We start from the raw sequence: 25868 nt of genomic DNA on the forward strand, positions 1-25868 counted from the left end.
GATGCTAAATTAAAAATCGAAGCTTGGCGGGATGACTATAACAAGAGTCGACCTCATCGGGCTTTAAATAACCTGCCACCCTTGCAGTTCGTGGCATCCATTGAAAATTGAACAGCTCAATTCATTCTTCGAGTGGTTCTAATAATGGGGGCCTGTCACAATACAACGTGTTCTGCGCGATGCCGGTGGTGCCATTGGGTCAGCTTTACGGTGGGAAAATCTGTGCCGCGTTGGATAGACAGCACCCGCGCATTTAGCTATGCCGATTTTGAAGCAACGCGAGATAGACTCATAGATGCGATACATCGGAATTTTAACGAGGCGGATAAACAATTTCTACTGGACTTTAATCGATTAGAGCCGGATTGGTCTGTATATGACTATCATCAATTTCCATCGGTAAAATGGAAGCTGATGAACTTGGTAAAATTTAAAACGGAGAACCTAGAGGGTTATCAGCTGCAGATGGATAAGCTTGCAGTTTTACTGGAGTGTTGAGATTTTTACTGATGACTCTTCCGATTTTGCAGGATGATTACAAGCTCTCAAAGGGAGTTTCTTTTATTTAAGCTTGCCGCTAATTTCATCACTAAAGAGCATCAATATTAACGCCCCTTCAAAGAGAGTAAGTAAATACCCAATAGACATATCTAGGTATATCGAAACGCTGACTCCCAGGACATATGGACTAACAAGCAGATTAAAGGCAATAAGAATGCTGAATAACCACTTAGCGAATTTCTTAAATGTATAGAGTCCAAGAAGGCTCACTACATATAACACTGAATAAATATATGGAAATGGATTCGTCGGTTCGAGCATTCCGCCTGTACCAGAGGCAGATAGGATATAAACCACTTCTTCAGCATAAATATGTTGCCAAATGTACGGCATGAAGAAGAAAACCGTGTATAGCGCTGCTGTTATAAGTACCGTGGTTTGAAAGTGCTTAGTCATAGCTTCCCTTGCTTTTATGATTTGAAATGTGCCGACAGTTAGCCAAAGTTGAGTTTCAAGTATGCCTCTGAAATCAATCAAGTAAAACTGACAAATAATTGGCACAGGTTTGGCACAATCAATTCTGTGTTAGCGTCTATTAACTGTCAATCTATGGTGAGATATGGCGCACCCGACAGGAGTCGAACCTGTGACCTCTGCCTCCGGAGGGCAGCGCTCTATCCAGCTGAGCTACGGGTGCGCATTAAATTAGGAAATGAATCTGCCTGCGAACAAGCAGGCGGGAATTCTAGGGAAAAACCGCCGCATTGTCTACCCACTTCAACGATTAATCACTTGTTTTGGCGTTCTCGCTGTTGCATGTTTACACTTAGTGAATCATTAAAACATGGAGTAAACCCGAAGATGAAAAAAAGCATAACGGCGGTGCTGTTAACTGCTGCTCTGGCAGGCGGCGCAACGCTCAGCACAGATGTTCAGGCGCAAGCCGCTTTTAGTGATTATGTAAAGACCCAGCATCAGTTTGCGCATAAGCATAAGGACGACGCCGATGTTTTGGTGTTGCTTGCATCCGAAACGGAAGATGGCGCTATTCACTTACCGGAAATGTGGGATCCACAGGTACGCAGTATTGTTCAGAGCGCTTTGGCGCTGGAAGACTTTACCGGTAAGCATGGGCAACAGGTTGAACTGCTGGCCCTACCTGGCTTTTATGCGAAACGTTTATGGGTGGTGGGCACCGGTACCGCTATGACGCGTGCTGATGCTGAAAAGCTTGGTGCACAGGTAGCGGTGCAGGTAGGTGAGGCCGCTGACACTGTTGTCGTGCACGCGAAAGGGTTCAGTGATACTCAGGTCGCGGCGATGGCGCATGGTATGGACTTACGCAATTATCGCTTCGACCGCTACAAGAGTGAGCCAGCTGAGCGGCCCGACTATACCGTCCACTGGCACAGCGATCAGAGCGATGCGGCAGCGCAAGCGTACGCTGATACGCAGCCCCTGGCGCACGGCGTATTTGTGGCGCGCGATATCATCAACTTACCAGGTAGTGATGGCTACCCCAAGGCAATCGCCGAAATTGCGCAAACTGCGGTGAGTAATTACGACATCAAAGCCACGGTCTACACACCCGAACAAGTCAAAGAGATGGGCATGGGCGCGCTGTATGGCGTAAGCCAGGGCAGTCAGCATAAATCGCATCTATTGGTAGTCGAGTACCAAGGTGGCGGCAATGAAGCGCCAATTGCTCTGGTCGGTAAAGGTAATACCTTTGATACCGGTGGCTATAACCTGAAAACCTCGGGCAGCTCTATTGTTCGTATGCAAACTGACAAAGCCGGCGGTGCGGCTGTACTTGGCGCGGTTATGGCGCTTGCCGGCAAAGATGCCGAGCTTAATGTTGCCGGTGTTGTGCCCTTATCGCATAACCTGATCTCAGGCAGTGCGACCTTACCGGGCGATGTTTTACATGCGGCAGACGGTACCCGTATTGAAGTGGTCAACACTGATGCCGAAGGCCGTCTGATTCTGGCGGATGGTATCTGGTATGCGCGCGATCGCCTGAAGGCGCGGGCGATTGCCGATATCGCGACGCTAACAGGCTCGAAAGTGCGGGCACTAGGTACCGATTATGCCGCTATCTTCTCCGAGCATGATGCTCTGATTAGCACCATGAAAGCGGCGGGAGAAAGCACCGGTGAACTGGTCTGGCAGCTACCACTGGGGCCTTATGATGGCATTATCGACAGCTGGCTGGCGGATATTCAGAACGTCGGCTCGCCGGGCGCTCAGGCCGGTGCGCGACTGCTCCAGCACTTTGCGAAAGATACGCCCTGGATTCACATCGACATGGCTGGCAATGCCTACGGCACCAGTGCCAGTGGCATTCACCCGGCAGGTGGCAACGGTTATGGCGTGCGCCTGCTGAGCGAGTGGGTCGAGAACTACAACTCAGCGTCTCCGGTAAGCGCTGCAGGCACTAACTAGGGGGGAGAATGATGCTCGCTGGTGCTCACTGGATTGTCGCAGTCGCCACCTTAGTGTTGGTGCTGCTTGTTATTCTTATGCACTACGAAGCGTCGTTCCGACTGCGTAGACTGCTGCAGCGAAATCGCTCGCTGCGGCGTCGGGCGCGGATCATGGTTTTGCTGATCGGGCTGTTCTTCGCTCACATTGGCGAAGTTTGGCTGTTTGGGGTGGGTGGCTGGCTGTTATTTAATTATGCAGACTTAGCGCCCTCGGGTGGTATCGGTGCGCTGGCAAATCCTGAGTTATTCGATTTTATCTTTTTGTCGATTGCCAGCTACACCACGGTTGGCTTTGCTGACGCTTATCCCATGGGCCCTTTGCGCTTTTTATACGGCACAGAGGGCCTGCTGGGCTTTATGATGATTACTTGGTCAGCCTCGCTATCCTTCCTTGAAATGCAACATCACTGGCAGAACATGGAGCAGGACAAGTAACCTGCTCACTGCACTTTTTCAAGGCGCAAATTGTGGAAGTCGAAGCTGAAGTCGGTAAAAGGTGCCACGGCTTCCATACGCGCGCCTTGCACATCGTTGTCACGCGTCACCTGAAACTCGATAAAAGCATCGGCTTCGAGCAGCGGCTCGTCCCAGCGCACCACAAAAGTATCGGCGTTATAATGTTCGAGCCGGCCCTCAAGCAATTCGGTGTGGGTGAAGTTGATGCGCAACTGGTCGTCCTCCAGTGTTACCAGTACGTCGCCGTACCAGGGGTCACGATAGGTACCAGCATAGTTCTCTCGCGGTAGTGCCGGGCGGGTGGTCGTCGGCTGCTGTAACACGAAGTCGGTTTTTTCTTGCAGCGACTGCCGATAACGCTCCTGCTCTTCCGTCACCCAGTCCCGATCTTCCAGAGCCAGCAAATCTTCCAGCGTCTCTTCGGTGATAGCGGTCAGGCCGCCAAAGGCTTGCTGATTGCTCAGCACCACCATGCCGAAGTCGTGTTCAGGAATGAGGGTGGTCAGGGACAACATGCCGAGAATGCCACCGCTATGAGAAACATGCTTGACGCCGTGGTAGTCCTTCACGAACCAGCCCAGGCCGGCACCGCGGAAGTTCGTGGCCGGGTCACCGTTGCTGGTTAAAGGTGTTGCGACGTTCCACATGGTGTGTTGCGAAGCTTCACTGAATAAGCGCTCGCCGCCAGGTGTCACGCCTTGGTTAAGCTGGGTCAGCAGCCACTGGCTCAGATCCTTAACGGTGCTTGCCATGGCTCCGGCGGAGCTAAAGTCTTCGAGAAAGTCGAGAGGGAAACGCTTGAGCTCGCCGTAGTACTCGATGGTGCCAACCGCGACATTGTCGTAACCTTCCGGAATATTAGAATAGCCGACTGCAGTTGCCTCCATTCCCAGGGGCTGCAGGAACTCTTGTCGAATGTACTCATGATAAGGCATGCCGCTGACGCGGGCGATGACCTCGCCAGCCAGGATAAACATCAGGTTGTTGTAAGCAAATCCCTGGCGTAACGCTCCCCGCACTGGCACTTTCGCCAGTCCTTTGATTAAGTCGTCCATGCCTTTGTCGGTGTCGGGCCAGACCATCAAATCGCCCGCGCCTAAGCCCAGACCGGACCGGTGGCTTAACATGTCGCGCAGGGTGAGTTGGTTGCTGATCGATTCGTCGGCTAAGCGAAACTCGGGTATATAGTCGATGACTTTGTCATCCCAGTCGAGCTTGCCGTCCTCAACCAGAGTTGCAATCGCGGCTGAGGTGAAGGCTTTAGTATTGGAGGCGATACCGAATAAAGTGTCAGCGGTCACGGGTTCGCCGGTGGCAACATCGCGCACGCCAAAGCCTTCGGCCAAAATGATTTCGCCATCTTTGACGGCCACTACTGCGATACCAGGAATATTAAACGCTTCGAGGGTTTGCCTGGCGGTCGCGCGGATATCTTCTGCCGTTTGCGCTGCCACGGCCGCGCTGATTAACGTTGTTGCGCTGAGTACGCCGAAGCTCAACACCTTTAGGAATTTGTTCATTAGTACAGTCCTCGTGATAGTAACCGCTGCGATCGCGTTGATTAAATGACGGCCAATCACAACAGTTATTAAACCTGTAGGTTAAGCTTGAGTCGCCAGTACAAAACGATTGTGGCCAGTTGATTTAGCGCGGTAAAGGGCTTCATCTGCGGTTCGTAATAAATCGTCTAATTCACAGCGGCTCGAGCGGCTGTGTATCCCGCCTATACTTGCTGTGAGCTTTAAGATCTCGCCCTGAATGCTTAAGGTTGCTTTGCCAATACGATCACACAAGCGGTAACTAATCAGTTCAGCCTGGTTGCGGTCAACATCCGCTAAAGCGACGGCAAACTCCTCACCGCCGATGCGCGCGGCAACGTCATGTTCCCGTAGGTGACCCTGAATAATATCAGCGACTTGACGCAGGCACTCCTCGCCAGTTGCGTCGCCATAGTCGGCATTGATGTTTTTGAACTGGTCAAGATTAACCACTAACACACAAAATGGCCGTCGCTGAATGCGATTTTTGGCCAACAATAGTCCAGTGCGCTCAAGAAACCCGCGACGGTTAAGCATATGCGTTAACTCATCAAAATTTGTGACCTCAAGCAGGCGTTTCTCACTCATCGCGAAGGCGAGCAGCGGAAATAGAGTCGCGGTCCCTGTGGTTAACGCCAGGTGACCTATCAGTAGCCATTCGAACGATGAGGGCAGCATGAGCACATTCTTTAACGCCAAATTCTGTACCAACATACCGCTCTGGGTCAGCATCAGCGCGCCGTGGGCAAGAAACAGCAAGAACAGCATCCAACGCATCAGGGTGGGTGCTTGCTGGATGGTCAGTATGTAAATTGCGGCATACAAAAAGATTGCTGCACAGACCACAGCAGTGAAGGTCTGGGCATGTATGGGGGCGGTATAAAGTAGCACCAGCGGTAGCGCGCTATAACTCAGTACCAGCGCTACTAATTTGTAGGAAACAGGCCGCTGCATCTGGAACTGACGCAACCCATGTAACAACAACAACGGTGTCAGGATAATCAGCACGTCAGCGACAAATATGGTCAGCCATGCCTGATCAAAGTACGTTTGCATGCCGGCGAGTCCGACGGCGATGCCAAAAATGAAACAGGAAATCCCCCAGGTAAAGAAGCATTTCTGGGTTTTACGAACCTCGTAGATCACCAGCATCAGGCCGCCTAGCATGAGGTTCAGGCTGATGACAGTAATGATCAACGTAGGTAAGTGAAATGGCACGCGCGTCGTCGACTCTCGTTATAGTTTTTATTAGCTATCAGCTTAGCGTGAAAGCACGAATTTCACCAGCTCCGCTTCTTATGTCCGACCAGTCCGTACCAGCCAATCACGGCATAGCCTACTGGCAGTAACAGGTAGGCATGTTTGGCACTGAAGGCGTCGGCAAGACCGCCATAGACCAGTGGCAAGACGGCGCCACCAGCGATACCCATAATCAGTATGGCGGAACCGCGGGCGGTGAACTTACCCAAATCGGCAAGTGCCAGCGGCCAGATGGCCGGCCAGACCATGGCGTTGGCAAGGCCCAGCAGCGCCAGTAGGGCAACGGAGTTGGGAACCACAGGAACGCTGCTCCAGCCCCACAACAGGCTGGCAATGGCGGTGCTGGTGTCGGAGCTCATCAGTAAAGCGCCACTGAACAGCAAGCCAAGCGCAGCTGACGCCGTCAGCGCCTGCTGTTGGCTGAGTAAACGAGGGATGAGCAACAGGCCCAACACATAACCGATCACCATGGCCGCCATGACATAGGAGGTCAGGCTGGAGTAATTGGCCAGGCCCAGCCGTGAGCCGTACATACCAATGGTATCGCCGGCGATAACTTCCACACCGACATAGAAAAATAAGGCCATGGCGCCCAGCACCAGTTGCGGGTAGCGCAGTACCGACGTGTGAACATCAGCACCGGAAGGCGCTTCTTCGCGGATATGAGGAAGCTTAATACCGAATAAGCCCAGGGCCAGCACAAACATAGCGATCCCCATGCCCACATAGGGCGGAATGATGTTCGCTGCCATGGCGCTGACCTGTGCTGCGCGCTCACTCGCGCTTAGCTCGGCAATGCTCGCCGCACTCACATTTGGAAAGTCGGCGAGTACCAGCCAGGTGAAAAACAGCGGGGCAAAGACGCCAGCCAGTTTGTTGAGGATGCCCATAATGGCGATACGCGCGGCCGCTGACTCATGTGGACCAATGCGCACAATGTAAGGGTTGGAGGCGGTCTGCAAAAGTGTGAGCCCTGAGCCCACCACAAATTGGGCAAACAGGAAAATACTAAAATAGTGAGTTTTCGCAGCCGGTACGAACAGGAACAAGCCGAGACCTACCAACGCCAGGCCTAACACCATACCGTTTTTGTAGCCGGTATGGTCGAGGATCCACGACATGGGCAAAGCCATGACCACGTAAGCGATATAAAAACAGAAGGCGACCAAGAGTGCCTGAAACTCACTCAGATCGGAAATGATCTGCAGAAACGGGATCAACGCGCCGTTAAGCCAGGTCACAAAGCCGAAAATAAAAAACAAGATACCTATGGTGGTCATGGGGATCAGGGTGCGCATATCAGGCGTCCTTTCGAATCGGGGTGCCCTGTTGCCACAGTTGCACGATGTTAAGTTCAGAGTCGAGCAGCATAAAGTCGGCCTGCTTACCGACCTCTATACTCCCGAGCATGTGGTCCAGACCCAGCATTCGGGCCGGAGTAATGCTGGCCATTTCAACCGCATCTGCGAGACTGACAGCGCACTGCTGAACCGTGTTACGTACAGCATCGATCATGGTCAGGCAGGAGCCGGCGAGGGTGCCGTCAGGCGTGGTCAGCTTGTCACCATCGCGAACAATACGGGTATCGAAGAAAGGTACTTCGGTGGCGTCTGTCGCCGCTAACGCCATGGCATCAGTCACCAGCATCATTTGTGTTTTACCCTTGGCGCGGAAGGCCACCTGACAGGCTTGCGGATCCACGTGATAGCCATCAACAATCAAGCCGGCATAACAGTCCCGCGCCAGACAAACGCCGACCATGCCAGGCGCGCGTGACTGCAGCGGAGACATGGCGTTGTATAGATGGGTAAAGCCGATAGCGCCGGCGTCCAGTGCTGCATTGACCTGGGCGGCACTGGCATCCGAGTGACCTAGAAAGACCTTAATGCCGGCCGCGCTCAGCTTTTTGATCACCTCGACTGATACATTCTCGGGCGCCACAGTCACCATCACAGTGCCCAGCGCAGGGTCGCTTAGCAGGGCGATCTCATCCGCACTCGGTGGCCGGATAAACTGCTCGCTGTGCACGCCTTTGCGGGCGGTGCTCAGCCAGGGGCCTTCGAAGTGGACGCCGACGATGCCTGGAATTCCTTCTGCTTTTGCCGCTTTCATGGCGGCTGCAGCATCATGCATTGCACTGTAGCTATCGGTGATCAAGGTGGGCAGCAGCGCGGTAGTGCCATGCTCGCGATGGGCGGCCATAATGCGCTCTAAGGCACTGGCGCTGCGGTGCTGATTGAATAACACACCGCCGCCGCCATTCACCTGCACGTCGATAAAGCCCGGCACTAACTGGCCCTGGTAGCTGGGATAATTATGCTGGGCGGGGGCGTTGCTGATCGCGGTAATCACCCCGGCTGCAACTTCAATGAGTTGGTTCTGGCGCCAACCTTGTGGCGTAAGTACCTGATCGCATACAAACATTAGCGGGTTTCCGTTACTTTTTTCAGGCCCGGAGGAGAGTCTGGGTCGAGGCCCAGCTGCCTCGCAGCCCGTTCGATGTCTAAATAAAAACGCTGCATCAGTACCAGAGGTTGCAGCCGCGGATGGGGGGCAACCGGAACGTGCATACGAATGAGTTGGGCGCCGCGTGCGGCAATACCCTGCATTTGTTCCTGATGAGTAGGGCCGCCTTCATCATCAATCTGCAGGTCGATAATGCATAGCTGTTTTTCTGCCAGTGTTACCGGGCCATGCAGAAATTCTGCGCTGCTAAAAGCTTCGGCGTGAATACTTAGCACTTCTTTCAGCTTCAGCGCGACCTCGCGGGCGATGGCATAACCAAAGCCGCGGCCCAACACCACGCAATGCTTTAAGCCATCGAGTTGCGTGGCCTCGAGTTGGGCGGGCAGTTGCTGGCCCTCGCGCAGGGCCTCCGGCAATTGCTCCAGCGCTTGTAGTAAGTCGCGATCCTGTTGCCAGTACGCACATAGCTGGCACAGTGCGCTGAGGCTGGCCAGGTAACTTTTGGTCGCTGCCACAGCAAGTTCGGGGCCAGCATGCAGCGGCAGGACTTCGTCGGCCAGCCGACCTAGTGGGGAGTCCACCACATTGACCAGCGCCAGCAGACGCGCACCGCCAGCTTTCGCCAGTTGCGCCTGCTGCACGATGTCAGGGCTTTGCCCGGACTGCGAAATACAAATCGCCAGACAACCCTCGAGGTTCAGGGTGCGTTTATACACCCCCGCAACGGAGGGCGCGGCGGCAACTACTGGAATACCACAGCCCACTTCGAACAGGTATTTGGCGAACACGCCGGCATGATCTGAAGTGCCGCGGCCGATCATCATGATGGTGCGCGGCGGCTGCGATCTGAGCTGACTGGTAATGTCCTCGCAGCGGGCAGCGTTATTGTGCAGCTGCTGGGCGATAATGTCAGGGGCTGAGGTGGCTTCGTCAAACATTTGCTGGCTCATGATACGTCTCCCAGGCCGCCGTTTTGGTGGAGTAGCACTGCGCCCCATTCAGGACCAAATTGGGTGTCCTGAAGCGCAGTACGAATATCGTCATCAAGCCAGGGGGTCATTGCGGCGGCGACACCGCCGGCGATCACCAGCTTGCCACCGCTAAGTTGCAGAGCTTGGCGGGCAATGGCGCTGAGATAACTGCTGCCGCGTTCAACCAGGGCCAGAGCGGTACTTTCGTGCTGACTGGCAAGCTCTAAAATTTTCGGACAGATTTGACCAAACTCACCGGGAGCGGCCTGAATCAGTCGATCAACGATGTCCGTCGCGGTGCTGCACTGGTAGTGACGGCACACTGCCTCTGCCAGCTCGCCACGGGGAACAATGCCGTCGAGGGCTTCAAGAGTATGCATCACGGCTTGTTTGCCCAGCCAGGCACCGCTGCCTTTATCGCCAAGTAAGAAACCATGCCCGCCGAACTGCACCAGTTTGCCGTCAACCAAAGCGGCAGCGCAGGAACCTGTGCCCATGACCAGCACCGACCCATTCGCGCCGGCATGGGCACCGTATAAAGCAGTGTGCAGGTCTGAGGTGAAGTGAAAAGCTTTAAAAGGGTGCGGCCAGGCACGTAACTGCGCGGCAGCAAAGGGCAAGTTAGCCCCGGCCAGACCGGCGCAGACCGTGGTCTCGGCAAAATGTTCCTGACTCAGACAGGCGTCGGCAAACGCATTGCTTACCGCGGTAAGAATGGACTGTTGAGCGGTATTGCCCTGCCGGGCAATGTTGGCCGAGCCGGCTATACCAGCGCCAAGCCGTTCGCCCTGAACGTTGTAGAGCTCGGCGCGGCATTTGGTGCCGCCGCCATCTACGCCCACATAATAAAGAGAAGAGGTTGCTTGCTTCATGGCCTCACTTTTTCGTTTGGGAAATTTCAATTCTTGTGCCAGCGAATGCACAACATACTGCCATACTTTGCTCTATGAGTTGTAATACTTTATTCTTGTTTCAGGAATAACAAGGAATCGATCGATGAAAAAAACAACAAATTCAATTTCTACGACGGTGGCGAGTGTCTTTGCTATCGCCGCGGTTTTCGCCGGGACCGCCATCGCCAACAATGAAGGTCCGCAGGGGGAAGCCTATTACGAGCAGGTAATGGGCGCCCCGCCATTGTTACCAGCAAACGCCGAGCAACGCTGGCAGGCCTGTGCTCCGGCGATTGCGCCAGCGAGTGATTCCTACAAAACGGTTAGGGAAAGCGGGGTGAGCAAGGGCTGGGTGGAGCGCAGTGTGCATGACTGGAGCTTTTTTGATGCCAGTGCCGAGGATGGCAAAGTATTAGTGATCGATTATGCCCGCAAGGGCGAGGAACTGGCGTTTCGCTACCTTGCCAATGCGCAGACCCATGATGATCTGTATGAGCCGTGGAGCTCGTCAAAAATTATGGCGTACAGCGGCGCGTTGTCGCTGCTGAGCGACAATTTTGCGCAGCCTGATACTACTGTGGGCGACCTTAAACTAGCGGATTTAATCACCAGCGTGCATAGTTACGAGGCTTCAGGTGCTGCAGATGGAAATTCCAACGCCTACGCCTATTACCTTGCTAACCTCGCCGGGCGCGATTACTTAACTGCGTTGTTCCATGACGCCTGGCTGCACATCGGCCAGCCCCAGGTCAAGTTCCGCGGTGCCTACGGACCTGCAGCTTATGCCCCTGTCGATCGTTTTTGGCGAACACCGTCGCGCTCAGTGAGTGCGGCTTTTGTGCCCTATGACAGTGACCCCGGCATGCTCGGCTATCGTTGTGAGGACTGCGGGCTGACCGGCAATAAACCTATGACGACACTGGTCTCGGCTGAGTTTCTCAAACGTCTGGCGACCCATAAACGCGTACCGGAAACGCGTATGCCGGGCCTGTCGGATGATGCCGTGATGATGTTGTTTTACGGTCCGGGACACAGTGCTAACAGTGCCAACGCCGGCGGGATGATGGCTGGAGCCAGCCTGATGCCGCATCGGGCCATCGCCGCAGCATTAAAAACCCACTTGCCAGAACTGGCGGAACTCAGCACCCAGCAAGTTCTCGATCAGGCAACCGCAGGCAACTGGCGGATCTTCCATAAACTTGGTGCCGGTCCCAGTGAAACTCGCGGTACCAGTGAAGTCGTAGCGTTGGCGCACGTTTGCCTGCCACTGGCCTCTGGCACCCGCGAATTTACCGTCGCCGCACAAGCCTCAGTCGCAGGCAACAGCTATGAAAACGTAGGCATTGCTGGCGCAAAACTTGAGCGCCTGCTGACCGAAACCGTACAGACACTTCTCACAAATCCCGCAAACTAGCGGGCTGGCAAAAGGAAGGGCAGCCCTTCCTTTTTCCATTTTATATTCCTGGTATACATTAAAGTTGGAATAATCTATTCTAACTGGTAAATCATTTAACCCGAAAAGACTTTATGCTCGGATATTATTCGTTTGCAGACGTGTTGGTTTTTATTGCTTATGGGCTGGTGCTGCTGGGCAGCGGCTGGCTGTTTAATCGTCGTAATGCGTCAACGCAGGATTACTTCCTTGGCGGCAACAAAATGCCGATGTGGGTGGTGGCGATTTCGGTACTGGCGACGTCACAGTCAGCGGCGACTTTCCTGGGTGGCCCGGATCAGGGCTATCGCGGTGATTTAACCTATCTGGCGACCAACATTGGTGCGTTTATCGCGGTTGGCTTTGTGGCCATCTTCCTGATCCCCAAGTTTTACCAGTTCCGGGTCTACACCGTCTACGAGTTACTGGAACAGCGCTTTGGTGCGGCGGCGAAGCGTCAGGCGGGGGTCATGTACCTGTTTGGACGTATCTTTGCCAGCGGGGCGCGGCTGTATATGGCGGCGATTGCCGTGGCGATGATTCTGTTTGGCGACTTCGCTGCCAGCAGTGTGATCGCGGCGACGCTCATCATCACCTTAGCTGGCCTGTTGTATACAGTTTATGGTGGGATCCGTACGGTTATTTACTCGGATGTCCTGCAGGCTGTTATTTATGTCAGTGCCGCCATCGCGGTCATCATCGTACTTTATAATGCGATTCCGATTGGTTTTAGTGAGCTGGTCAGTGCCCTGCAGAATCCCGCACCGGGGGCTCCCTCGAAGCTGCAGCTGATTGATACGGAAATGGATTTCAGCAGCGCGGGCGTCTTCAACATCTGGTCAGTATTAACGGGCTTCGTGCTACTTAATATTGCGGCCTTTGGTCTGGATCAGGACATGACCCAACGGGTATTGACCTGTAAAAATGCCAAAGAAGGCAGTAAAGCCATGCTGATGTCGGTGGTCATGGTCATCCCGGTCATGCTGCTCTTTATTGTCATCGGCCTGCTGCTTTACATTTACTATCAGCGTCCGGATATCATGGCCAGTGGCCAGGGCGATGGACCGGTGCCAACGTTTGCCGGCGAAGCGGTCACCATTTTCATGTATTACGTGCTCACGGAAATCCCTGCGGGCGTCCGTGGTTTGGTCACCATAGGTATTATTGCCGCTGCATTGTCGACCCTGAACTCGGGCCTGAACTCCATGTCCAGCGTCCTGATCCAGGATATTTACCGGCCCTGGAAGCTGCGTCGGCGCGCCGATGCCAGCGAAAAGCACTTCGTGCGTGCCGGTCAGTTAGGTATGACCCTGGTCGCGGCCGCTTTAGCACTGATGGCCTGCCTGTGCTATTACTGGCAACAGTACACGGACACGCCGTTGCTGCAGTTTGCCTTAAGTGTCATGGTGTTCTCCTACAGTGGTCTGTTGGGCGTCTACTTTGTGACTTTGTTTAGTAAGCGCGGTAGCCCGGCATCTGTCGCCGCAGCGCTGGTGATTGGCTTTATTGTGCCACTGCTGATGCAACCCTATGTCATGGACGCCATCTGGCCCACGGCGTGGGTGACCGATATCGGCTTTACCTGGCAATTGATGATTGGCACTGCCATCTCAACCCTGATTTGTTTGACCGGCTCGTCAGCTAAGGAAGCTAACGGCAACGAGCGCAACGTATAAGAGTACTTATGGAAGATTCAAAACGCACTGCCGAACTGCTGGCGCAACTGAATAAAATCGTTTCAGAGGGACGTAACCCAGAGACGATGGAAATCGATATCCTCTCCAGTGAGGGGATTTTGCGTAAGCTCAATCATGAAGACGCGCACGTCGCACCCGCGGTGGCTTCCCAAATCCCCAGCATTGCTGAGGCTGTCGACGCCATTGTCGAACGTCTGCAAGCCGGAGGCCGGCTATTTTATATTGGTGCCGGCACCAGCGGCCGGCTCGGCATTCTCGACGCAGTAGAGTGCCGGCCTACGTTCAGCGTACCCGATGATCTGGTACAGGGCATCATTGCCGGGGGCGAGCACGCTATCCAGTTCGCCGTTGAAGGCGCCGAAGATGACCGCGAAGCGGGCATTGCCGATGTCAAAGCCGTTCATTTATCCAGCAAGGATGTACTGGTAGGACTCTCCGCCAGTGGCCGCACGCCTTATGTGGTCGCAGCCCTTGAGTATGCGAATGCCATCGGTTGTGTGTCGGTATCGGTGACCTGTAATCCTGACTCACCACTGATGACCACTGCGCAGATTGGCATTTGTCCGGTGGTGGGGCCTGAGGCTCTGACCGGTTCGACCCGCATGAAATCGGGCACGGCGCAAAAGCTAGTGCTCAACATGCTTAGCACCGCCAGCATGATTCGCCTTGGCAAAACCTATGAAAACCTGATGGTCGATGTCAACGCCAGTAACGAAAAACTGCGCGCGCGGGCGATTCGAATTGTCATGCAGGCCACAGACTGTTCCCGTGAAACGGCAGAAGCGGCCTTAAAAGCGGCTAAGAACCGTGCCAAGCTCGCCATTTTAATGATTTTAACCGGTGCCGAGCTGGCGGAAGCTGAAGCGCTGCTGGACCAGCAAGATGGTTTCCTGCGCCGTGCGGTGGAGCAAAAATTATGAATCTTTGGCAGCGCCTGACGCTTATCATTTGCCTGCTAAGTCTCAGTGCCTTTGCCTTACCAGGTAAGGCACAGGCGACCAGTGTTGCTGCAGAGCAAGCAAGTAAGTACTTACCCTCTTTGCGCGGCCAGCGCGTGGCGCTGGTGGTTAATCAAACCTCGCGCGTGGGTGAGCAGCACCTGGTCGATTACCTTTTAGCCGAAGGCATAGAGGTGGTCAAAGTGCTGGCCCCTGAACATGGTTTTCGCGGCGACGCTGGTGCCGGCGAAACCATTACTGATGCTATTGACCCGCGCACCGGACTGCCGATCTTATCGATTTATGGCAAAACCAAAAAACCATCACCGGCAATGCTGGCGGATGTCGATACCATCGTTTTCGACATTCAGGACGTGGGCGCACGCTTTTACACCTATATCAGCACCATGCATTACGTGATGGAAGCTGCGGCGGAGCAGGGTATCGCCATGATGGTACTGGATCGGCCGAACCCCAATGGTGCTTTTGTCGATGGCCCGGTACTGGAACCTGCCTTTCAGTCCTTTGTGGGTATGCACGAAATTCCTCTGTTGCATGGCATGACCGTTGGCGAGCTGGCGCTGATGATTAAAGGCGAAGGCTGGATTCAACAGGCGCAGGACCTGAGTCTGACAGTTATTCCTGTGGCGGACTATGCGCGCACGGAGGCGTATTCGTTGCCAGTCGCGCCGAGTCCAAATTTGCCCAATGATCAGGCGATTCAACTGTATCCGTCCCTGTGTCTGTTCGAAGCCACAGCGGTCAGCATTGGTCGCGGCACGGATTTCCCATTTCAGGTCATGGGCCATGATGAAGTGCACTTAGGCGATTTTAAGTTCAGTCCGCGCAGCATGCCGAAGAGCGCGCCGTCACCGAAACTCGAAGGTCAGATTGTTTATGGTCAAGACCTGCGCGACAGTGATCTGCAGGGACTGGATCTGAGTTTACTGATAAGTGCGCACCAAGCTTTTACGAAGGCGGGCGTGACCTTTTTCACCGCGCCCGATTTTATGGATAAACTAAGTGGCACAGACGCTTTGCGCAAAGCCATCGAGGCAGGGCAGTCCGAGGCAGAAATACGGGCCTCCTGGCAAGCGGATCTGACGCGATTTAAAGCGCGACGTCAGCCGTATTTGCTGTACCCGTGATCCAGTTTAGTTGCCGCGCAGCCGCTGAAAAGCTTTGTTGGTCTGCGCCAGTGTGGTTCGGCCCGCTTCCGATGCCTGAATCAACGCGATAAAGAGCAGATCGATAATCAAGTTTTGTGCGGTGCGGGCGTGAATAGATGAAAGCCGCGTCGACTCGCTTTCGGCAACGGAATAGAGTTTTACATCGGCTAACTGATTGACGGCAGTTTTACCGTAACGGGTGATGGAGATCACCTGGCACTGATGACGCTGCGCTTCTTTGATGACCCGGGTCACCTCGCGGGTGGTGCCCGATTCACTGATGGCAATTACTACATCGTTGGCGCTCAGGGTGGCCGCGATAGCAAGCTGGATATGACTGTCGGCATCGGCCTGAGCTTGCAAGCCGAGTTTCTGCAGCTTGTAGCAGAGGTCTTTGCAGACCAGGGCCGAGCCGCCAATGCCACTGATAAGAATGCGATCGGCAGCCAATACTCGCTGAACAGCGTCACGGAAAGATTCTTTCTCATTCAGGTTGCGGGTTTCGCTGAGCACATTGATTTTGGCGGCCAGTAATTTATCCGCCATGTCGTTGAAATCATCCTCGAGGGTGATTTCGCCATGTAAGCGGGCGGCTTGGTGCGCTTTTTTGTTGAGTGCATCAACAACGGATAGCTTAAATGCCGGATAACCTTTATAGCCAAGCTTCTGGGCGAATTTGACCACGCTGGACTGGCTGACGCCAACAGTTTTTGCCAATTGCGACGATGACATATCACGCATCGCACTCGGCGAGGTAAGGGTAAACGACGCAAGCTTAGCTTCGCTGGCCGATAATGAATGTTGTATTGCTTTTATTTTCGCAAATGCGGACATGATGCCCTACCCTGTGGAATTATTTATTCAAATATAAACGAGTTGACGCGAATATCAAAAGGAGTTTCTGGTGCCTCAATCCTCAGCGCTAACTAATGCCTTTATGCAGGGTATTCAGGAGCTGCTTCCGCCCGAGCGACGGATGACGGATCTGACCCGTCGCCTTGCGCATAGCACCGACGCCAGCTTCTACCATAAAGTGCCGCAGCTGGTGGTGGAGGTTGTCGATGTTGCGGAACTGCAGCAGCTGCTGCGCCTGGCGCAACAGCATAAAGTCGCATTAACCTTCCGCGCTGCGGGCACCAGTTTGTCCGGGCAGGCGATTTCAGATTCAGTATTGGTGGTGCTGAGCCGTGACTGGCAGGATATTGCGATTCTGGACAAAGGCGAGCGCGTGCGTTTGCAGCCTGGCGTGATTGGCGCTGAGGCCAACCGTAAACTGGCGGCTTATGGCCGTAAAATTGGCCCGGACCCGGCGTCAATTAACACCTGTAAAATCGGCGGCATTGCCGCCAACAATGCCTCAGGCATGTGCTGTGGCGTGCGTCACAACAGTTACCATACGTTGCAGGAACTCACCTTTGTGCTGGCCGACGGCACCCGGGTAGACACCAGCGACGCGGCTTCGGTTGCAGCGTTCCGCGCGAGTCATGCCGAGTTACTGCAGGCGCTCGCGGAGCTGGCGCAAGAGGTGCGCGACGACGCCGATCTCAGCAGCAAAATCACCCATCAGTACCGCCTGAAAAACACCATGGGCTATGGTTTGAATGCCTTACTCGACTACCAGGATCCGGTGGCGATTTTAACTCATTTATTGATTGGCTCTGAGGGCACGCTGGGTTTTATCGCGGATATTACCTACCACACCATAGCACTTCCCAAAGCCAGTGCGACGGGGCTTTATCTGTTCGCAGATAGTCACGCTGCCTGCGCGGTAATCGCTGACCTAAAAGCGATTGGCGTGAATGCTGTGGAATTTATGGATGGCCGCTCGCTGGCGTCGGTGAGTGACCTACTGGCAGCCCACACCAGCGCCCTGCCTGATCGCAATGCGGTCGCCTTGTTGGTCGATGTGGGCCGTGACTCCTCCGCCCAACTGCACCAAGCCTTAGCAAGTATTGAAGAGTGTTTCGCCGGGGTAGCGGGTGTGCGGGCCTTGTGTGAATTTTCCGATGATCCTGCCACCGTGGCGGCGCTCTGGCAGATCCGTAAGGGTTTATTCCCCGCCGTGGGGGCCGTGCGGGCCAGCGGCACCACGGTCATCATCGAGGACGTGGCATTTCCCTTGTCTCAACTCCCTGCAGCGGTCAGCGCCTTGCAGGAATTATTTATCGAGCACGGCTACCATGAGGCGATTATTTTTGGACATGCGCTGGATGGCAACGTCCACTTCGTCTTTACTCAGGCGTTCGCGACGGCCACCGAAACTGAGCGCTATGCCAACTTTATGGCCGCAGTGGTGGCGCTGGTCACCGAACGTTTCGACGGCACCCTGAAAGCAGAGCACGGCACCGGCCGGAATATGGCGCCTTACCTTTATGCGCAATGGGGTGGGGCAGGGCTTGCCGTCATGCAAAAGTTAAAGCAACTGATCGACCCGGTTGGGATTTTAAATCCGGGCGTCATCATTAATGCCAGTCCGACAGCTCACATTGAGGACCTGAAACAACTGCCTGCGGTTGATCCCATTGTCGACGCCTGCATTGAATGTGGTTTTTGTGAGCCGCAGTGCCCGTCGTTGCATTACACGCTGTCACCGCGCCAGCGAATTGCGCTGATGCGACGTGCGCAGCACCTCAATGCGGCGGATAAACGCACCGTTGAACAGGACTTTCAGCATTTAGGCATTGATTCGTGTGCGGCGACAGGGTTGTGTGCCAGTGCTTGTCCGGTCGGCATCAACACCGGCACCTGGGTGCAGCAGTTGCGCGCAGAGCAGGCTCGACATCCGCGTCTGGCACGTTGGTCCGCGCAACATCTGAAAGGTAGCCTGCAGATCGCAAGGTTTGGGATGAGTGCAGCGCGCAATGTCGCCAGGCTAGCCCCGGTCCTGTATCAAAAATTTAGCCCCCGGGGAATGCCGGCGTTACCGCCAGTAGCAACCGGCGAGGTTACTTTAAAAGCTCGCCAGGCCGCCAGCAAAGTGGTGTACCTGGTGACCTGTCCAAATCGTCTGTTTGGTTATCAGAAGAGCGCCGGAGATAGCTTGCCAGATACGGTGATCCGACTTTGCAATAAGGCCGGCATCGAGGTGATTTTGCCAGATACCGCAAGTGAGTCCTGCTGTGGGCAGCCCTGGCAAAGCAAAGGCTATCCGGAACAGGCGCGGGAGCGTAAAAACAGTCTGCTGGAGCTATTATGGCAGGCCAGTGAGCAGGGCCTCTGGCCAGTGGTGCTCGACGCTAGTCCATGTGCATTACAGTTGAGTGATGCCAAAGATCTCAAGGTGCTGGAACTGAGTGACTTTCTCTATCGACAGGTAGCGCCTGCGCTTGATATTCGGCCTACTGAGGAGCCGGTGATGCTGCACGTCACCTGTAGTAGTCGCCGGATTGATGGGGGCGCGACGTTGCGCGGGTTGGCGCAGCTGTGCAGTGAGCAGGTGATAGAACCGGACGGTATTCAGTGCTGCGGTTTTGCCGGCGATAAAGGCTTTACCTTACCCGACTTGAACAAGCATGCGCTCGGCCCCCTGGCAAGCCAAATACCCAGCGGCTGTAAGACCGCAATCAGCAATAGCCGCACCTGTGAAATAGGCCTCGCGCAGCACAGTGGCCTGGACTATCAGCATATTGCTTTTCTACTCGATGCCATCAGCCAGCAAAAAGACAGTTCTAAAGGAGTTTCGTCATGACCCATCCCAACGTTGCCATTGCTGAACTGGAGCAGCAAATTAGCGCTGTGCAGTGGCCACAACTTGATCGCAAGCACCTGACCTATGCTGATATCGCTCCGGTTATGGACGAGCTGGCCGGGCATGCGGCACTGCGAGTGACTCATATCGGCGCGTCCTACCTGGGCACACCGATTCGCCGGCTCACCCTTGGCAATGGACCTCTGGTGGTGTTGGCGTGGACGCAGATGCATGGCGATGAACCCACGGCAACAGCAGCGGTACTGGATTGGCTGCAGTTGCTGCTGACGCAGCAATTGTCGGGCTTACCCAACGACTGGCAGCAGCTGCTCACCTTGCATGTGGTGCCGATGCTAAATCCCGACGGAGCGGCGCAACGCACACGGCAGAATGCCCAAGGCATCGACATCAACCGCGATGCACTGGCCAGGCAAAGCCCGGAAGGGCGTTTATTATGGCAACAAGTGCAGAGCTTACAGCCGACGCTGGCGTTTAATCTGCATGATCAGAACCCTTATTATGCGGTGGGGAACAGCGCGGAACCGGCGACCGTTGCTTTTCTGGCGCCTGCTTATCATCCGGACAAACATGTCGATAGTGCACGCTTACAAGCCAAACAGATGATTGCCCACATGCGACAAATGTTGTCGCACTGGCTGCCAGGCGGCATTGCCCGGTACGACGACAGCTATTCAGAACGCTCGTTTGGCGACAACATTGCCGGTACAGGAGCAAGTACCATCTTGATCGAAAGTGGTGCACACCGTCAGGATCCGCACCGGCAAGTTGCCCGGCGTATGAATGTGATTGCGCTGCAGGTGGCGTTGGAGGCCCTGTTTACCGATGCACACCGAAACTATACGTTAGCTGACTATTACGCTATTCCAGCCAATACGGCGGATGGCTTTTGCGACATAAAGATCTGTCAGGTGACCATCGACGATGGTACTCATGCGCCTTTTCAAACGGATATCTGTTTGTCACGGGAAAAAGGTGATGAGTTGCTACGGGTGGAATTTATCGGTGATGCGCGTGGTATCCACGGCTTTACTGAATATGACGCCCGGCAGCAGCAACTGCCGGAGCTTATCAACATCGGCGATGACGCAACCGAACTGGTTGCGTCACTCAAACCTGTACAGGCGGGCCTTTAGTTAGGCGCAGACGGGAATACTGTCACCGGCAGCACACCCGGTGCCTGCTCGCCTAATAAAACGGCGACGATGGCATCGATACTGGGGCTATGAATCCGTGCGCTGCTGTCTGCAGAACCATGCGCACTGTAGTCGTAACTGGCAAGCGCGGCATCAGCGACGTCCCGGTAACGTGACAGCACATAAGGAGCGCGCAGGGCGACCAGCACAGTAGGTTGCTGACGCTGCTTAGCCACAGCGAGTACCTGTTCCAGCCACAGGTACTGGTCTGCTTTACTGGGCCGTTCGCGCCAGTTCGCCAAATCGTCCATCCCACCCATCTCTGCGAGACTGTGGTGCGGGGTTATATCGCCGATGACCAGTGTCGCGTTCGGATTCCAGTCCTGCCATGGCTGGCCCTCAGGTAATTTGCTCAAGCTGACACAGTTCACTTCAGCACCAGGCTGTTGTTCAAAGATAGCTTGTTCAAAAGCAACACAACGCAGTGTATCGGGCATGACCAGCTGCCAGGTTTTCTTCGTTATCGGCAGCAGGGCATTGTCCCAGACCTTAGTAACAGAAGCCGCTGCCAGCTTGCGTTCAAGCTCTTTGTTAGCCGCCAGGGGCAGCTTATTCTGGACATACTGAATTCGTTCAGCCAGCGGCAGAGATGCTGATGACAGAAGTCCATAGCGCTGTTTCAGGTCGGCGATGCGGGCGCCGGACACGCGCAGCTGTTCCAAATCAAGTTGCCCAGCTTGAACAGCCCTCTCCAACCCTTCGAAATACTGCCAAAAGGCATCAATATCCGCATTGTTACGGATAGTGAACGGCATTAATGCTATATCGGCACCGGCGTTGAAGGTTTGAATGGTCGCCGCCAGTGGTTCAAAGTAATGAGCAATTCCTGCCATGTCGAGCGCGTCGGTGATGATGACACCGCGATAGCCAAGTTCATCACGCAGTACGCCGGTTAAAATTTTCTGCGACATGGTGGCCGGCACGACCGTGGCCTGACCATCTTTCGCGACAAAGGTGGTGTCATCTAATTGCGGGTATTGAATATGCGCGGTCATAATCATCGCCGGTGGCGTGCTGCTGGCAATACTGCGCTGAAATGGTAGCAAGTCAACTGCGTCAATAGTGGCGCGGTCATGATCGACGCGGGGCAAGCCGGTGTGACTATCCACATGGGTGTCGCCGTGCCCCGGGAAGTGTTTAAGCGCACTCATCACGCCCTGTGCCTGCATGGCTTTGACCGTGGCCATGCCAAGTGTGGCCACCAGCTCAGGGTCCTCACCGTAACTGCGGACATTGATGACCGGGTTCTCCGGATTCACGTTAACGTCGACGGTGGGGGCAAAGTTCACGTTAAAGCCCAGTGATTTAACAGCTTTGCCAATGCCAGCGCCTACTTGCTCAGCAAATTCGGTCTGGCGCTGTGGGTAAGTTGCGCCAATGGCCATATTGCCGGCAAAACGCGTGGCGATGTCATCAGGTAAGCGGGCCACGCGGCCACCTTCCTGATCCAAGGCAATAAAGAGTGGCGGGTGACCGCTTGCGCGCATGACGTCCTGCATTTCATCAATCAGAGTCATGATCTGCGGTACGCTTTGCAGGTTTTCAGAAAACACGATCACGCCGCCGATCACACCCTCGCGAAGCACTTCGGCCAGCTCTTCAGGAAGTTCCGTCACTGCTTGCTGGCACTTTTCCGCGGCGGTGCCATCGTCACAAAAGTAGCGGAAGTCCAGCATCAGCTTCTGACCCAGCAGCTGTCGTACCTCCGAGGTTGGCGTTGGCGGCTCGCTTTGCGGCGAACAGGCGGCAATACTGGCAATCACAAACGCGGTCGCAGCAAGAAAAGCAAAGGTACGAAACATGGTTACACTCTTTAAATTAAGTTCGGGTGATAGATTTCTGGTCAGCTATCCTACTTCAGCTGCCCCGAAAAATAAATTATTCCTTAGTAAAGGGATTTATCTCATCTCAGGAGTTGAATAAAAGCACCATTTGTTAGAATAAATTGACATAACAGGCGCGGGAGTTGACGCTTCTGGCGCAAGAAACATTCCGCAACAAAATTGGCTGACACCCATAAGCGGCGGTAATTAATCATAAAAATTGAGTGTAAAAACAGCACTCTTGACCTGACGCATAAAAATTACTCACTAAACAACTTGGAATAATTTATTATTTACATTATAAGAATATGTGGTACTTTCAACTCATGATGGATTTTTTCATCGGTTGTGGTAACTCGTCGATTAGCGGCAGAGATTATAAAAAGAAAGCGTAGTCACGATACGCATCAGATTCTTACAACGAGCGGAGATTGCAAAGTGAAACTCAATAAAATAGCACTCGTGCTGGGATTGACTACAAGTATGAGCGGCCTCGCTTATGCTCAAGATGTCGATCAAGAAGAGAACACACAGCAAAACGAAGAAGCAGAGAAAGTTGAACGAATTCAGGTAACAGGTTCAAGTATCAAACGTACAGCGATGGAAGGCGATTTACCGCTGACCGTTATTTCGCGTGACGAGATTGATGCACAGGGTATTACCACTGCTGAACAGTTATTGCTACAACTTAACGTTGCTTCAAACTCAAATGACAACCTGGCCAGTAACACAGGTATCGTAAGTGGTGAAGAGCGCGGTAACAACGGTGCTTCAACAGCTAACTTGCGACAACAAGGTTCAGGGTCGACACTGGTTCTTTTGAACGGTCGTCGTACTGCAACTCACGGCCTCCAGGGGCGTTCAGTTGACTTGAACTCAATTCCTTTCTCTGCCATCGAGCGAGTTGAAGTATTACGTGACGGCGCTTCTGCCGTATACGGTACTGATGCAATCGGTGGTGTTATCAACTTTATCCTGAAAAAAGATTTTCAGGGCGCGCAAGTTGGCGCCTTCGCAGATCATACTGAGAACGGCGGCGGTAACATTTACCGTTTCAACGTCTTAGCAGGTAAAGGCGATTTATATTCTGATGGCTACAATGTGATGGCTTCACTCTCGTATCGTAAAGCAGAAATCCTGCGCGGTGTCGATCGTGATTTCACCAACACCTTCCAGCCAGAAAGTGGTTTGTCACCAGATACGCGTGGTACGCCATTCGCATCACTGAACAACCGTCCAGGCGGTGATGATCCTAACTCACCAAACTACAACTTGATCGGTACCGGTTTACAATACCCGGGCGACCCTGATCGGATTAATGACGTACTCAACGTGCTTGCTCTCCCTGGTATGCCCGGTTGTGATGTCTATCCGAACATGGGCCCTGATGCAGCGGAACTGTGGAACCGTGAACGTAACTCAGGTGTGAGCTGTGCATGGGATTATCCGCGTGCCGCAGCATTGCAGCAGCCGGTCGACAGTTTTGATTTCGTTGCACGCGGAACTATGGTTCTGGGCGATAATGCTGAAGGTTTTGTAGAAGTTCTGGGTTCAGAAGTGACTTCACAAAAAGTCTTTGAGCCAAACCAGATCACACCATGGTCAATCGGTTCTGAGGGGTATTACCCAAGTACTGGTGCGTCTTATGACTATATTGTTGATGCGCTATCAGCGTTTTACGGCGCCGATCAGTTAAACATCGGCGCCCCGATTGCGTATCGCTGGCGTTGTATGGATTGTGGACCTCGTGAAATCGAAACCACAACTGAAGCAATGAAGATTCAGTTCGGTGTTGAAGGCACTATCGGTTTTTGGGATTACCGTGTTGGCTTAGGCCATGCTACCAACGAATCCGAGTCGCAGCTTGGCGGTGGTTATCACTACACCTCAATGCTTGCACAAGGCATTGGTAGTGGCGCGATTAACCCATTCTTATTGCCGGACCAGTCACAAACTCAAGCCGGTATGGATGCTTTAGCCGCAGCTTCTGCTGAAGGCGTTATCCTGTACGGTGGTAAAACCACGATGACCCAGTTCGATGCGTCGATCACGGGTGATACAGGTTGGAGCCTTGGTTGGGGTGGCGATAACGTTTATGTAGCCGGTGGTGTTGATATTCGTAACGAAGGTTATGAATTCAACGGTGACCGTCGTGCAGCTGCAGATCGTCCGGAAATTTATGGTGCGCCATTTGACAACGCCAACGAGCTTGACGATGTTGACCGCACTGTAAAAGCGGTATTTACCGAAGCACTGGTGCCGGTAGTTGAGACGTTTGAAATGAACCTAGCGGTTCGCTATGACCATTACGATGGTTTTGGTGGCACCACTAACCCGAAAGTAGGCTTAGTGTGGACCCCAGTGGAGGAAGTCTTAGTACGTGGTGCCTACAGTACTGGCTTCCGTACACCGTCATTTAACCAACTGTTTAACGGCGTTTCTGAGCAACCTTACACAGGTCAGGATCTTGCTGATCCGCGTGACTGCCCAGGTGGTGAAGTCGACGCCAGCGACCCGAACTGTGATACACCTATCACGCCAACCCGTTTATTCGGTGGTAAAGAAGATCTGGGTCCAGAAGAATCGAAGCAACAAAGCTTTGGTGTCGTTTATGCACCGACCGATAGCTTCTCAATGAATGTCGACTGGTGGCGCATCGTCATCGACGGCACCATTCAGATTCCAGGTTTCCGCGACTTGCTGGAAAACTACGAGCTGTTCGAAGAGAACTTCATCCGTAATGAAGCTGGCGAACTGGTAACCATCGATACCCGTTACATCAACGCCGGTGAACGTGAAACCAGCGGTATTGAAGTGGGTATTCAGAGCAACGGTGAACTTGCCGGTGGTCTCTGGAACGTGAACTTCAATGGTAGCTATCTGATTGAAGATAAGAAGAAACTGCTCGACAACGCAGCATGGGGTGACAACCTGGTGGGTACCCACTCACGCGGTAACATTCCTCTGCGCTGGAAGCACACCATTATGTTCAACTACGCTAAAGGCGACTTTGCACATAACCTGACGCAGATTTATCGTCATAGCTACGATGATGAAACACCACCAGGTGTTCGTTCAGGTATCGCAAACCCTGCGTACTACGATGGTGAAGTTGGTAGCTATACAATCTACAACTACAGTGTTCGCTACCTGGCGTGGGAAGACCTTGATGTGACCTTCGGCATCAAGAACCTGTTTGACCGCGATCCACCGTTCACTGCACACCAGAACGATTATTCACCTGGTGCAGCGTTTGACCCTCGCGTAGCAGATCCACGCGGGCGTTCATACACCCTGCAGTTGACTTACAACTTCTAAGTCGCACGGTGAAAATGA

At 53.8% G+C, this 25868-nt stretch carries 19 protein-coding genes and 1 tRNA gene; 10 read left to right on the plus strand and 10 right to left on the minus strand.

Annotated features, from left to right (window positions below; translation table 11 throughout):
* Positions 1-111: integrase core domain-containing protein (locus J6J28_RS12725; RefSeq protein WP_418055168.1), on the plus strand; the 111-nt coding region annotated here is incomplete at its 5' end.
* Between the two features lie 450 nt (positions 112-561).
* Here the strand turns inward: J6J28_RS12725 and J6J28_RS00005 are convergent.
* Together J6J28_RS00005 and J6J28_RS00010 are read right to left on the minus strand one after the other, a co-directional pair.
* Positions 562-957, minus strand: coding sequence for a hypothetical protein (locus tag J6J28_RS00005; RefSeq protein WP_301719195.1), 396 nt, complete (start codon positions 955-957; stop codon positions 562-564).
* A gap of 164 nt (positions 958-1121) precedes the next feature.
* Positions 1122-1198, minus strand: a tRNA-Arg gene (locus J6J28_RS00010).
* A 164-nt stretch (positions 1199-1362) separates the two neighbouring features.
* Here J6J28_RS00010 and J6J28_RS00015 point away from each other — a divergent pair.
* Together J6J28_RS00015 and J6J28_RS00020 are read left to right on the plus strand one after the other, a co-directional pair.
* A complete protein-coding gene (locus J6J28_RS00015) occupies positions 1363-2946 on the plus strand; it encodes a leucyl aminopeptidase family protein (RefSeq protein ID WP_301719196.1) in 1584 nt (527 codons plus the stop codon).
* Positions 2947-2954: 8 nt separating this feature from the next.
* Positions 2955-3422 carry an ion channel gene (locus J6J28_RS00020; RefSeq protein ID WP_301719197.1) on the plus strand — a complete coding sequence of 156 codons (468 nt, stop codon included), beginning with the start codon at positions 2955-2957 and terminating at the stop codon, positions 3420-3422.
* 5 nt (positions 3423-3427) lie between these two features.
* Here J6J28_RS00020 and J6J28_RS00025 read toward each other — a convergent pair whose 3' ends face one another.
* The 6 genes from J6J28_RS00025 to J6J28_RS00050 all read right to left on the minus strand — a co-directional run bounded on the left by J6J28_RS00025 (position 3428) and on the right by J6J28_RS00050 (position 10550).
* Positions 3428-4963 carry a serine hydrolase gene (locus tag J6J28_RS00025; RefSeq protein ID WP_301719198.1) on the minus strand — a complete coding sequence of 512 codons (1536 nt, stop codon included), beginning with the start codon at positions 4961-4963 and terminating at the stop codon, positions 3428-3430.
* A gap of 81 nt (positions 4964-5044) precedes the next feature.
* Complete coding sequence (locus J6J28_RS00030) at positions 5045-6199, minus strand: GGDEF domain-containing protein (RefSeq protein ID WP_301719199.1); 1155 nt, start codon at positions 6197-6199, stop codon at positions 5045-5047.
* A gap of 62 nt (positions 6200-6261) precedes the next feature.
* The gene (gluP, locus tag J6J28_RS00035; RefSeq protein ID WP_301719200.1) at positions 6262-7539 is read right to left on the minus strand and encodes a glucose/galactose MFS transporter; all 1278 of its coding nucleotides are present in this window, start codon (positions 7537-7539) and stop codon (positions 6262-6264) included.
* A gap of 1 nt (position 7540) precedes the next feature.
* Positions 7541-8665 carry an N-acetylglucosamine-6-phosphate deacetylase gene (gene nagA, locus J6J28_RS00040; RefSeq protein ID WP_301719201.1) on the minus strand — a complete coding sequence of 375 codons (1125 nt, stop codon included), beginning with the start codon at positions 8663-8665 and terminating at the stop codon, positions 7541-7543.
* Positions 8665-9657 carry a glucosamine-6-phosphate deaminase NagB-II gene (gene nagB-II, locus J6J28_RS00045; protein WP_301719202.1) on the minus strand — a complete coding sequence of 331 codons (993 nt, stop codon included), beginning with the start codon at positions 9655-9657 and terminating at the stop codon, positions 8665-8667. The genes nagA and nagB-II overlap by 1 nt, the downstream gene beginning before the upstream one ends.
* Positions 9654-10550 (minus strand): glucosamine kinase nucleotide-binding domain-containing protein, encoded by an 897-nt coding sequence (locus J6J28_RS00050; protein WP_301719203.1) that lies wholly within the window; start codon positions 10548-10550, stop codon positions 9654-9656. Before J6J28_RS00050 ends, nagB-II begins: the two co-directional genes overlap by 4 nt.
* A 124-nt stretch (positions 10551-10674) precedes the next feature.
* Between J6J28_RS00050 and J6J28_RS00055 the strand changes: the two genes are divergently transcribed.
* From J6J28_RS00055 to J6J28_RS00070, 4 genes are all read left to right on the plus strand, one after another.
* Positions 10675-11985 carry a hypothetical protein gene (locus J6J28_RS00055; protein WP_301719204.1) on the plus strand — a complete coding sequence of 437 codons (1311 nt, stop codon included), beginning with the start codon at positions 10675-10677 and terminating at the stop codon, positions 11983-11985.
* A 113-nt stretch (positions 11986-12098) separates the two neighbouring features.
* On the plus strand, positions 12099-13679 hold the full coding sequence (locus J6J28_RS00060) for a sodium:solute symporter (protein ID WP_301719205.1): 1581 nt from the start codon (positions 12099-12101) through the stop codon (positions 13677-13679).
* A gap of 8 nt (positions 13680-13687) precedes the next feature.
* Positions 13688-14620 carry an N-acetylmuramic acid 6-phosphate etherase gene (gene murQ, locus J6J28_RS00065; protein WP_301719206.1) on the plus strand — a complete coding sequence of 311 codons (933 nt, stop codon included), beginning with the start codon at positions 13688-13690 and terminating at the stop codon, positions 14618-14620.
* Positions 14617-15786: an exo-beta-N-acetylmuramidase NamZ family protein gene (locus J6J28_RS00070; RefSeq protein WP_301719207.1), complete on the plus strand. Its 1170-nt coding sequence runs from the start codon at positions 14617-14619 to the stop codon at positions 15784-15786. The genes murQ and J6J28_RS00070 overlap by 4 nt, the downstream gene beginning before the upstream one ends.
* Positions 15787-15792: 6 nt before the next feature.
* Here J6J28_RS00070 and J6J28_RS00075 read toward each other — a convergent pair whose 3' ends face one another.
* Positions 15793-16641, minus strand: coding sequence for a MurR/RpiR family transcriptional regulator (locus J6J28_RS00075; RefSeq protein ID WP_301719208.1), 849 nt, complete (start codon positions 16639-16641; stop codon positions 15793-15795).
* A gap of 70 nt (positions 16642-16711) precedes the next feature.
* Between J6J28_RS00075 and J6J28_RS00080 the strand changes: the two genes are divergently transcribed.
* On the plus strand, positions 16712-19495 hold the full coding sequence (locus tag J6J28_RS00080) for an FAD-binding and (Fe-S)-binding domain-containing protein (protein ID WP_335342736.1): 2784 nt from the start codon (positions 16712-16714) through the stop codon (positions 19493-19495).
* Positions 19492-20649 (plus strand): M14 family zinc carboxypeptidase, encoded by a 1158-nt coding sequence (locus J6J28_RS00085; protein ID WP_301719209.1) that lies wholly within the window; start codon positions 19492-19494, stop codon positions 20647-20649. Before J6J28_RS00080 ends, J6J28_RS00085 begins: the two co-directional genes overlap by 4 nt.
* Here the strand turns inward: J6J28_RS00085 and J6J28_RS00090 are convergent.
* Complete coding sequence (locus tag J6J28_RS00090) at positions 20646-22511, minus strand: glycoside hydrolase family 3 protein (RefSeq protein WP_301719210.1); 1866 nt, start codon at positions 22509-22511, stop codon at positions 20646-20648. The genes J6J28_RS00085 and J6J28_RS00090 overlap by 4 nt on opposite strands.
* Before the next feature lie 504 nt (positions 22512-23015).
* On the opposite strand from J6J28_RS00090, the gene J6J28_RS00095 reads away from it, so the two are divergent.
* Positions 23016-25850 (plus strand): TonB-dependent receptor domain-containing protein, encoded by a 2835-nt coding sequence (locus tag J6J28_RS00095; RefSeq protein ID WP_301719212.1) that lies wholly within the window; start codon positions 23016-23018, stop codon positions 25848-25850.
* Positions 25851-25868: the final 18 nt, after the last annotated feature.

The organism is Pseudidiomarina terrestris (assembly GCF_030466375.1).
GTDB lineage: Bacteria > Pseudomonadota > Gammaproteobacteria > Enterobacterales > Alteromonadaceae > Pseudidiomarina > Pseudidiomarina terrestris.

Coding starts and splice junctions, on each gene's coding strand:
- J6J28_RS00095 (WP_301719212.1), top strand. CDS start 23,016: ATGAGCGGCCTCGCTTATGCTCAAGATGTCGATCAAGAAGAGAACACA.
- J6J28_RS00005 (WP_301719195.1), bottom strand. CDS start 957: ATGACTAAGCACTTTCAAACCACGGTACTTATAACAGCAGCGCTATAC.
- J6J28_RS00085 (WP_301719209.1), top strand. CDS start 19,492: ATGACCCATCCCAACGTTGCCATTGCTGAACTGGAGCAGCAAATTAGC.
- murQ (WP_301719206.1), top strand. CDS start 13,688: ATGGAAGATTCAAAACGCACTGCCGAACTGCTGGCGCAACTGAATAAA.
- J6J28_RS00070 (WP_301719207.1), top strand. CDS start 14,617: ATGAATCTTTGGCAGCGCCTGACGCTTATCATTTGCCTGCTAAGTCTC.
- J6J28_RS00050 (WP_301719203.1), bottom strand. CDS start 10,550: ATGAAGCAAGCAACCTCTTCTCTTTATTATGTGGGCGTAGATGGCGGC.
- J6J28_RS00055 (WP_301719204.1), top strand. CDS start 10,675: ATGAAAAAAACAACAAATTCAATTTCTACGACGGTGGCGAGTGTCTTT.
- J6J28_RS00090 (WP_301719210.1), bottom strand. CDS start 22,511: ATGTTTCGTACCTTTGCTTTTCTTGCTGCGACCGCGTTTGTGATTGCC.
- J6J28_RS00020 (WP_301719197.1), top strand. CDS start 2,955: ATGATGCTCGCTGGTGCTCACTGGATTGTCGCAGTCGCCACCTTAGTG.
- nagA (WP_301719201.1), bottom strand. CDS start 8,665: ATGTTTGTATGCGATCAGGTACTTACGCCACAAGGTTGGCGCCAGAAC.
- J6J28_RS00060 (WP_301719205.1), top strand. CDS start 12,099: ATGCTCGGATATTATTCGTTTGCAGACGTGTTGGTTTTTATTGCTTAT.
- J6J28_RS00015 (WP_301719196.1), top strand. CDS start 1,363: ATGAAAAAAAGCATAACGGCGGTGCTGTTAACTGCTGCTCTGGCAGGC.
- J6J28_RS00075 (WP_301719208.1), bottom strand. CDS start 16,641: ATGTCCGCATTTGCGAAAATAAAAGCAATACAACATTCATTATCGGCC.
- nagB-II (WP_301719202.1), bottom strand. CDS start 9,657: ATGAGCCAGCAAATGTTTGACGAAGCCACCTCAGCCCCTGACATTATC.
- J6J28_RS00025 (WP_301719198.1), bottom strand. CDS start 4,963: ATGAACAAATTCCTAAAGGTGTTGAGCTTCGGCGTACTCAGCGCAACA.
- gluP (WP_301719200.1), bottom strand. CDS start 7,539: ATGCGCACCCTGATCCCCATGACCACCATAGGTATCTTGTTTTTTATT.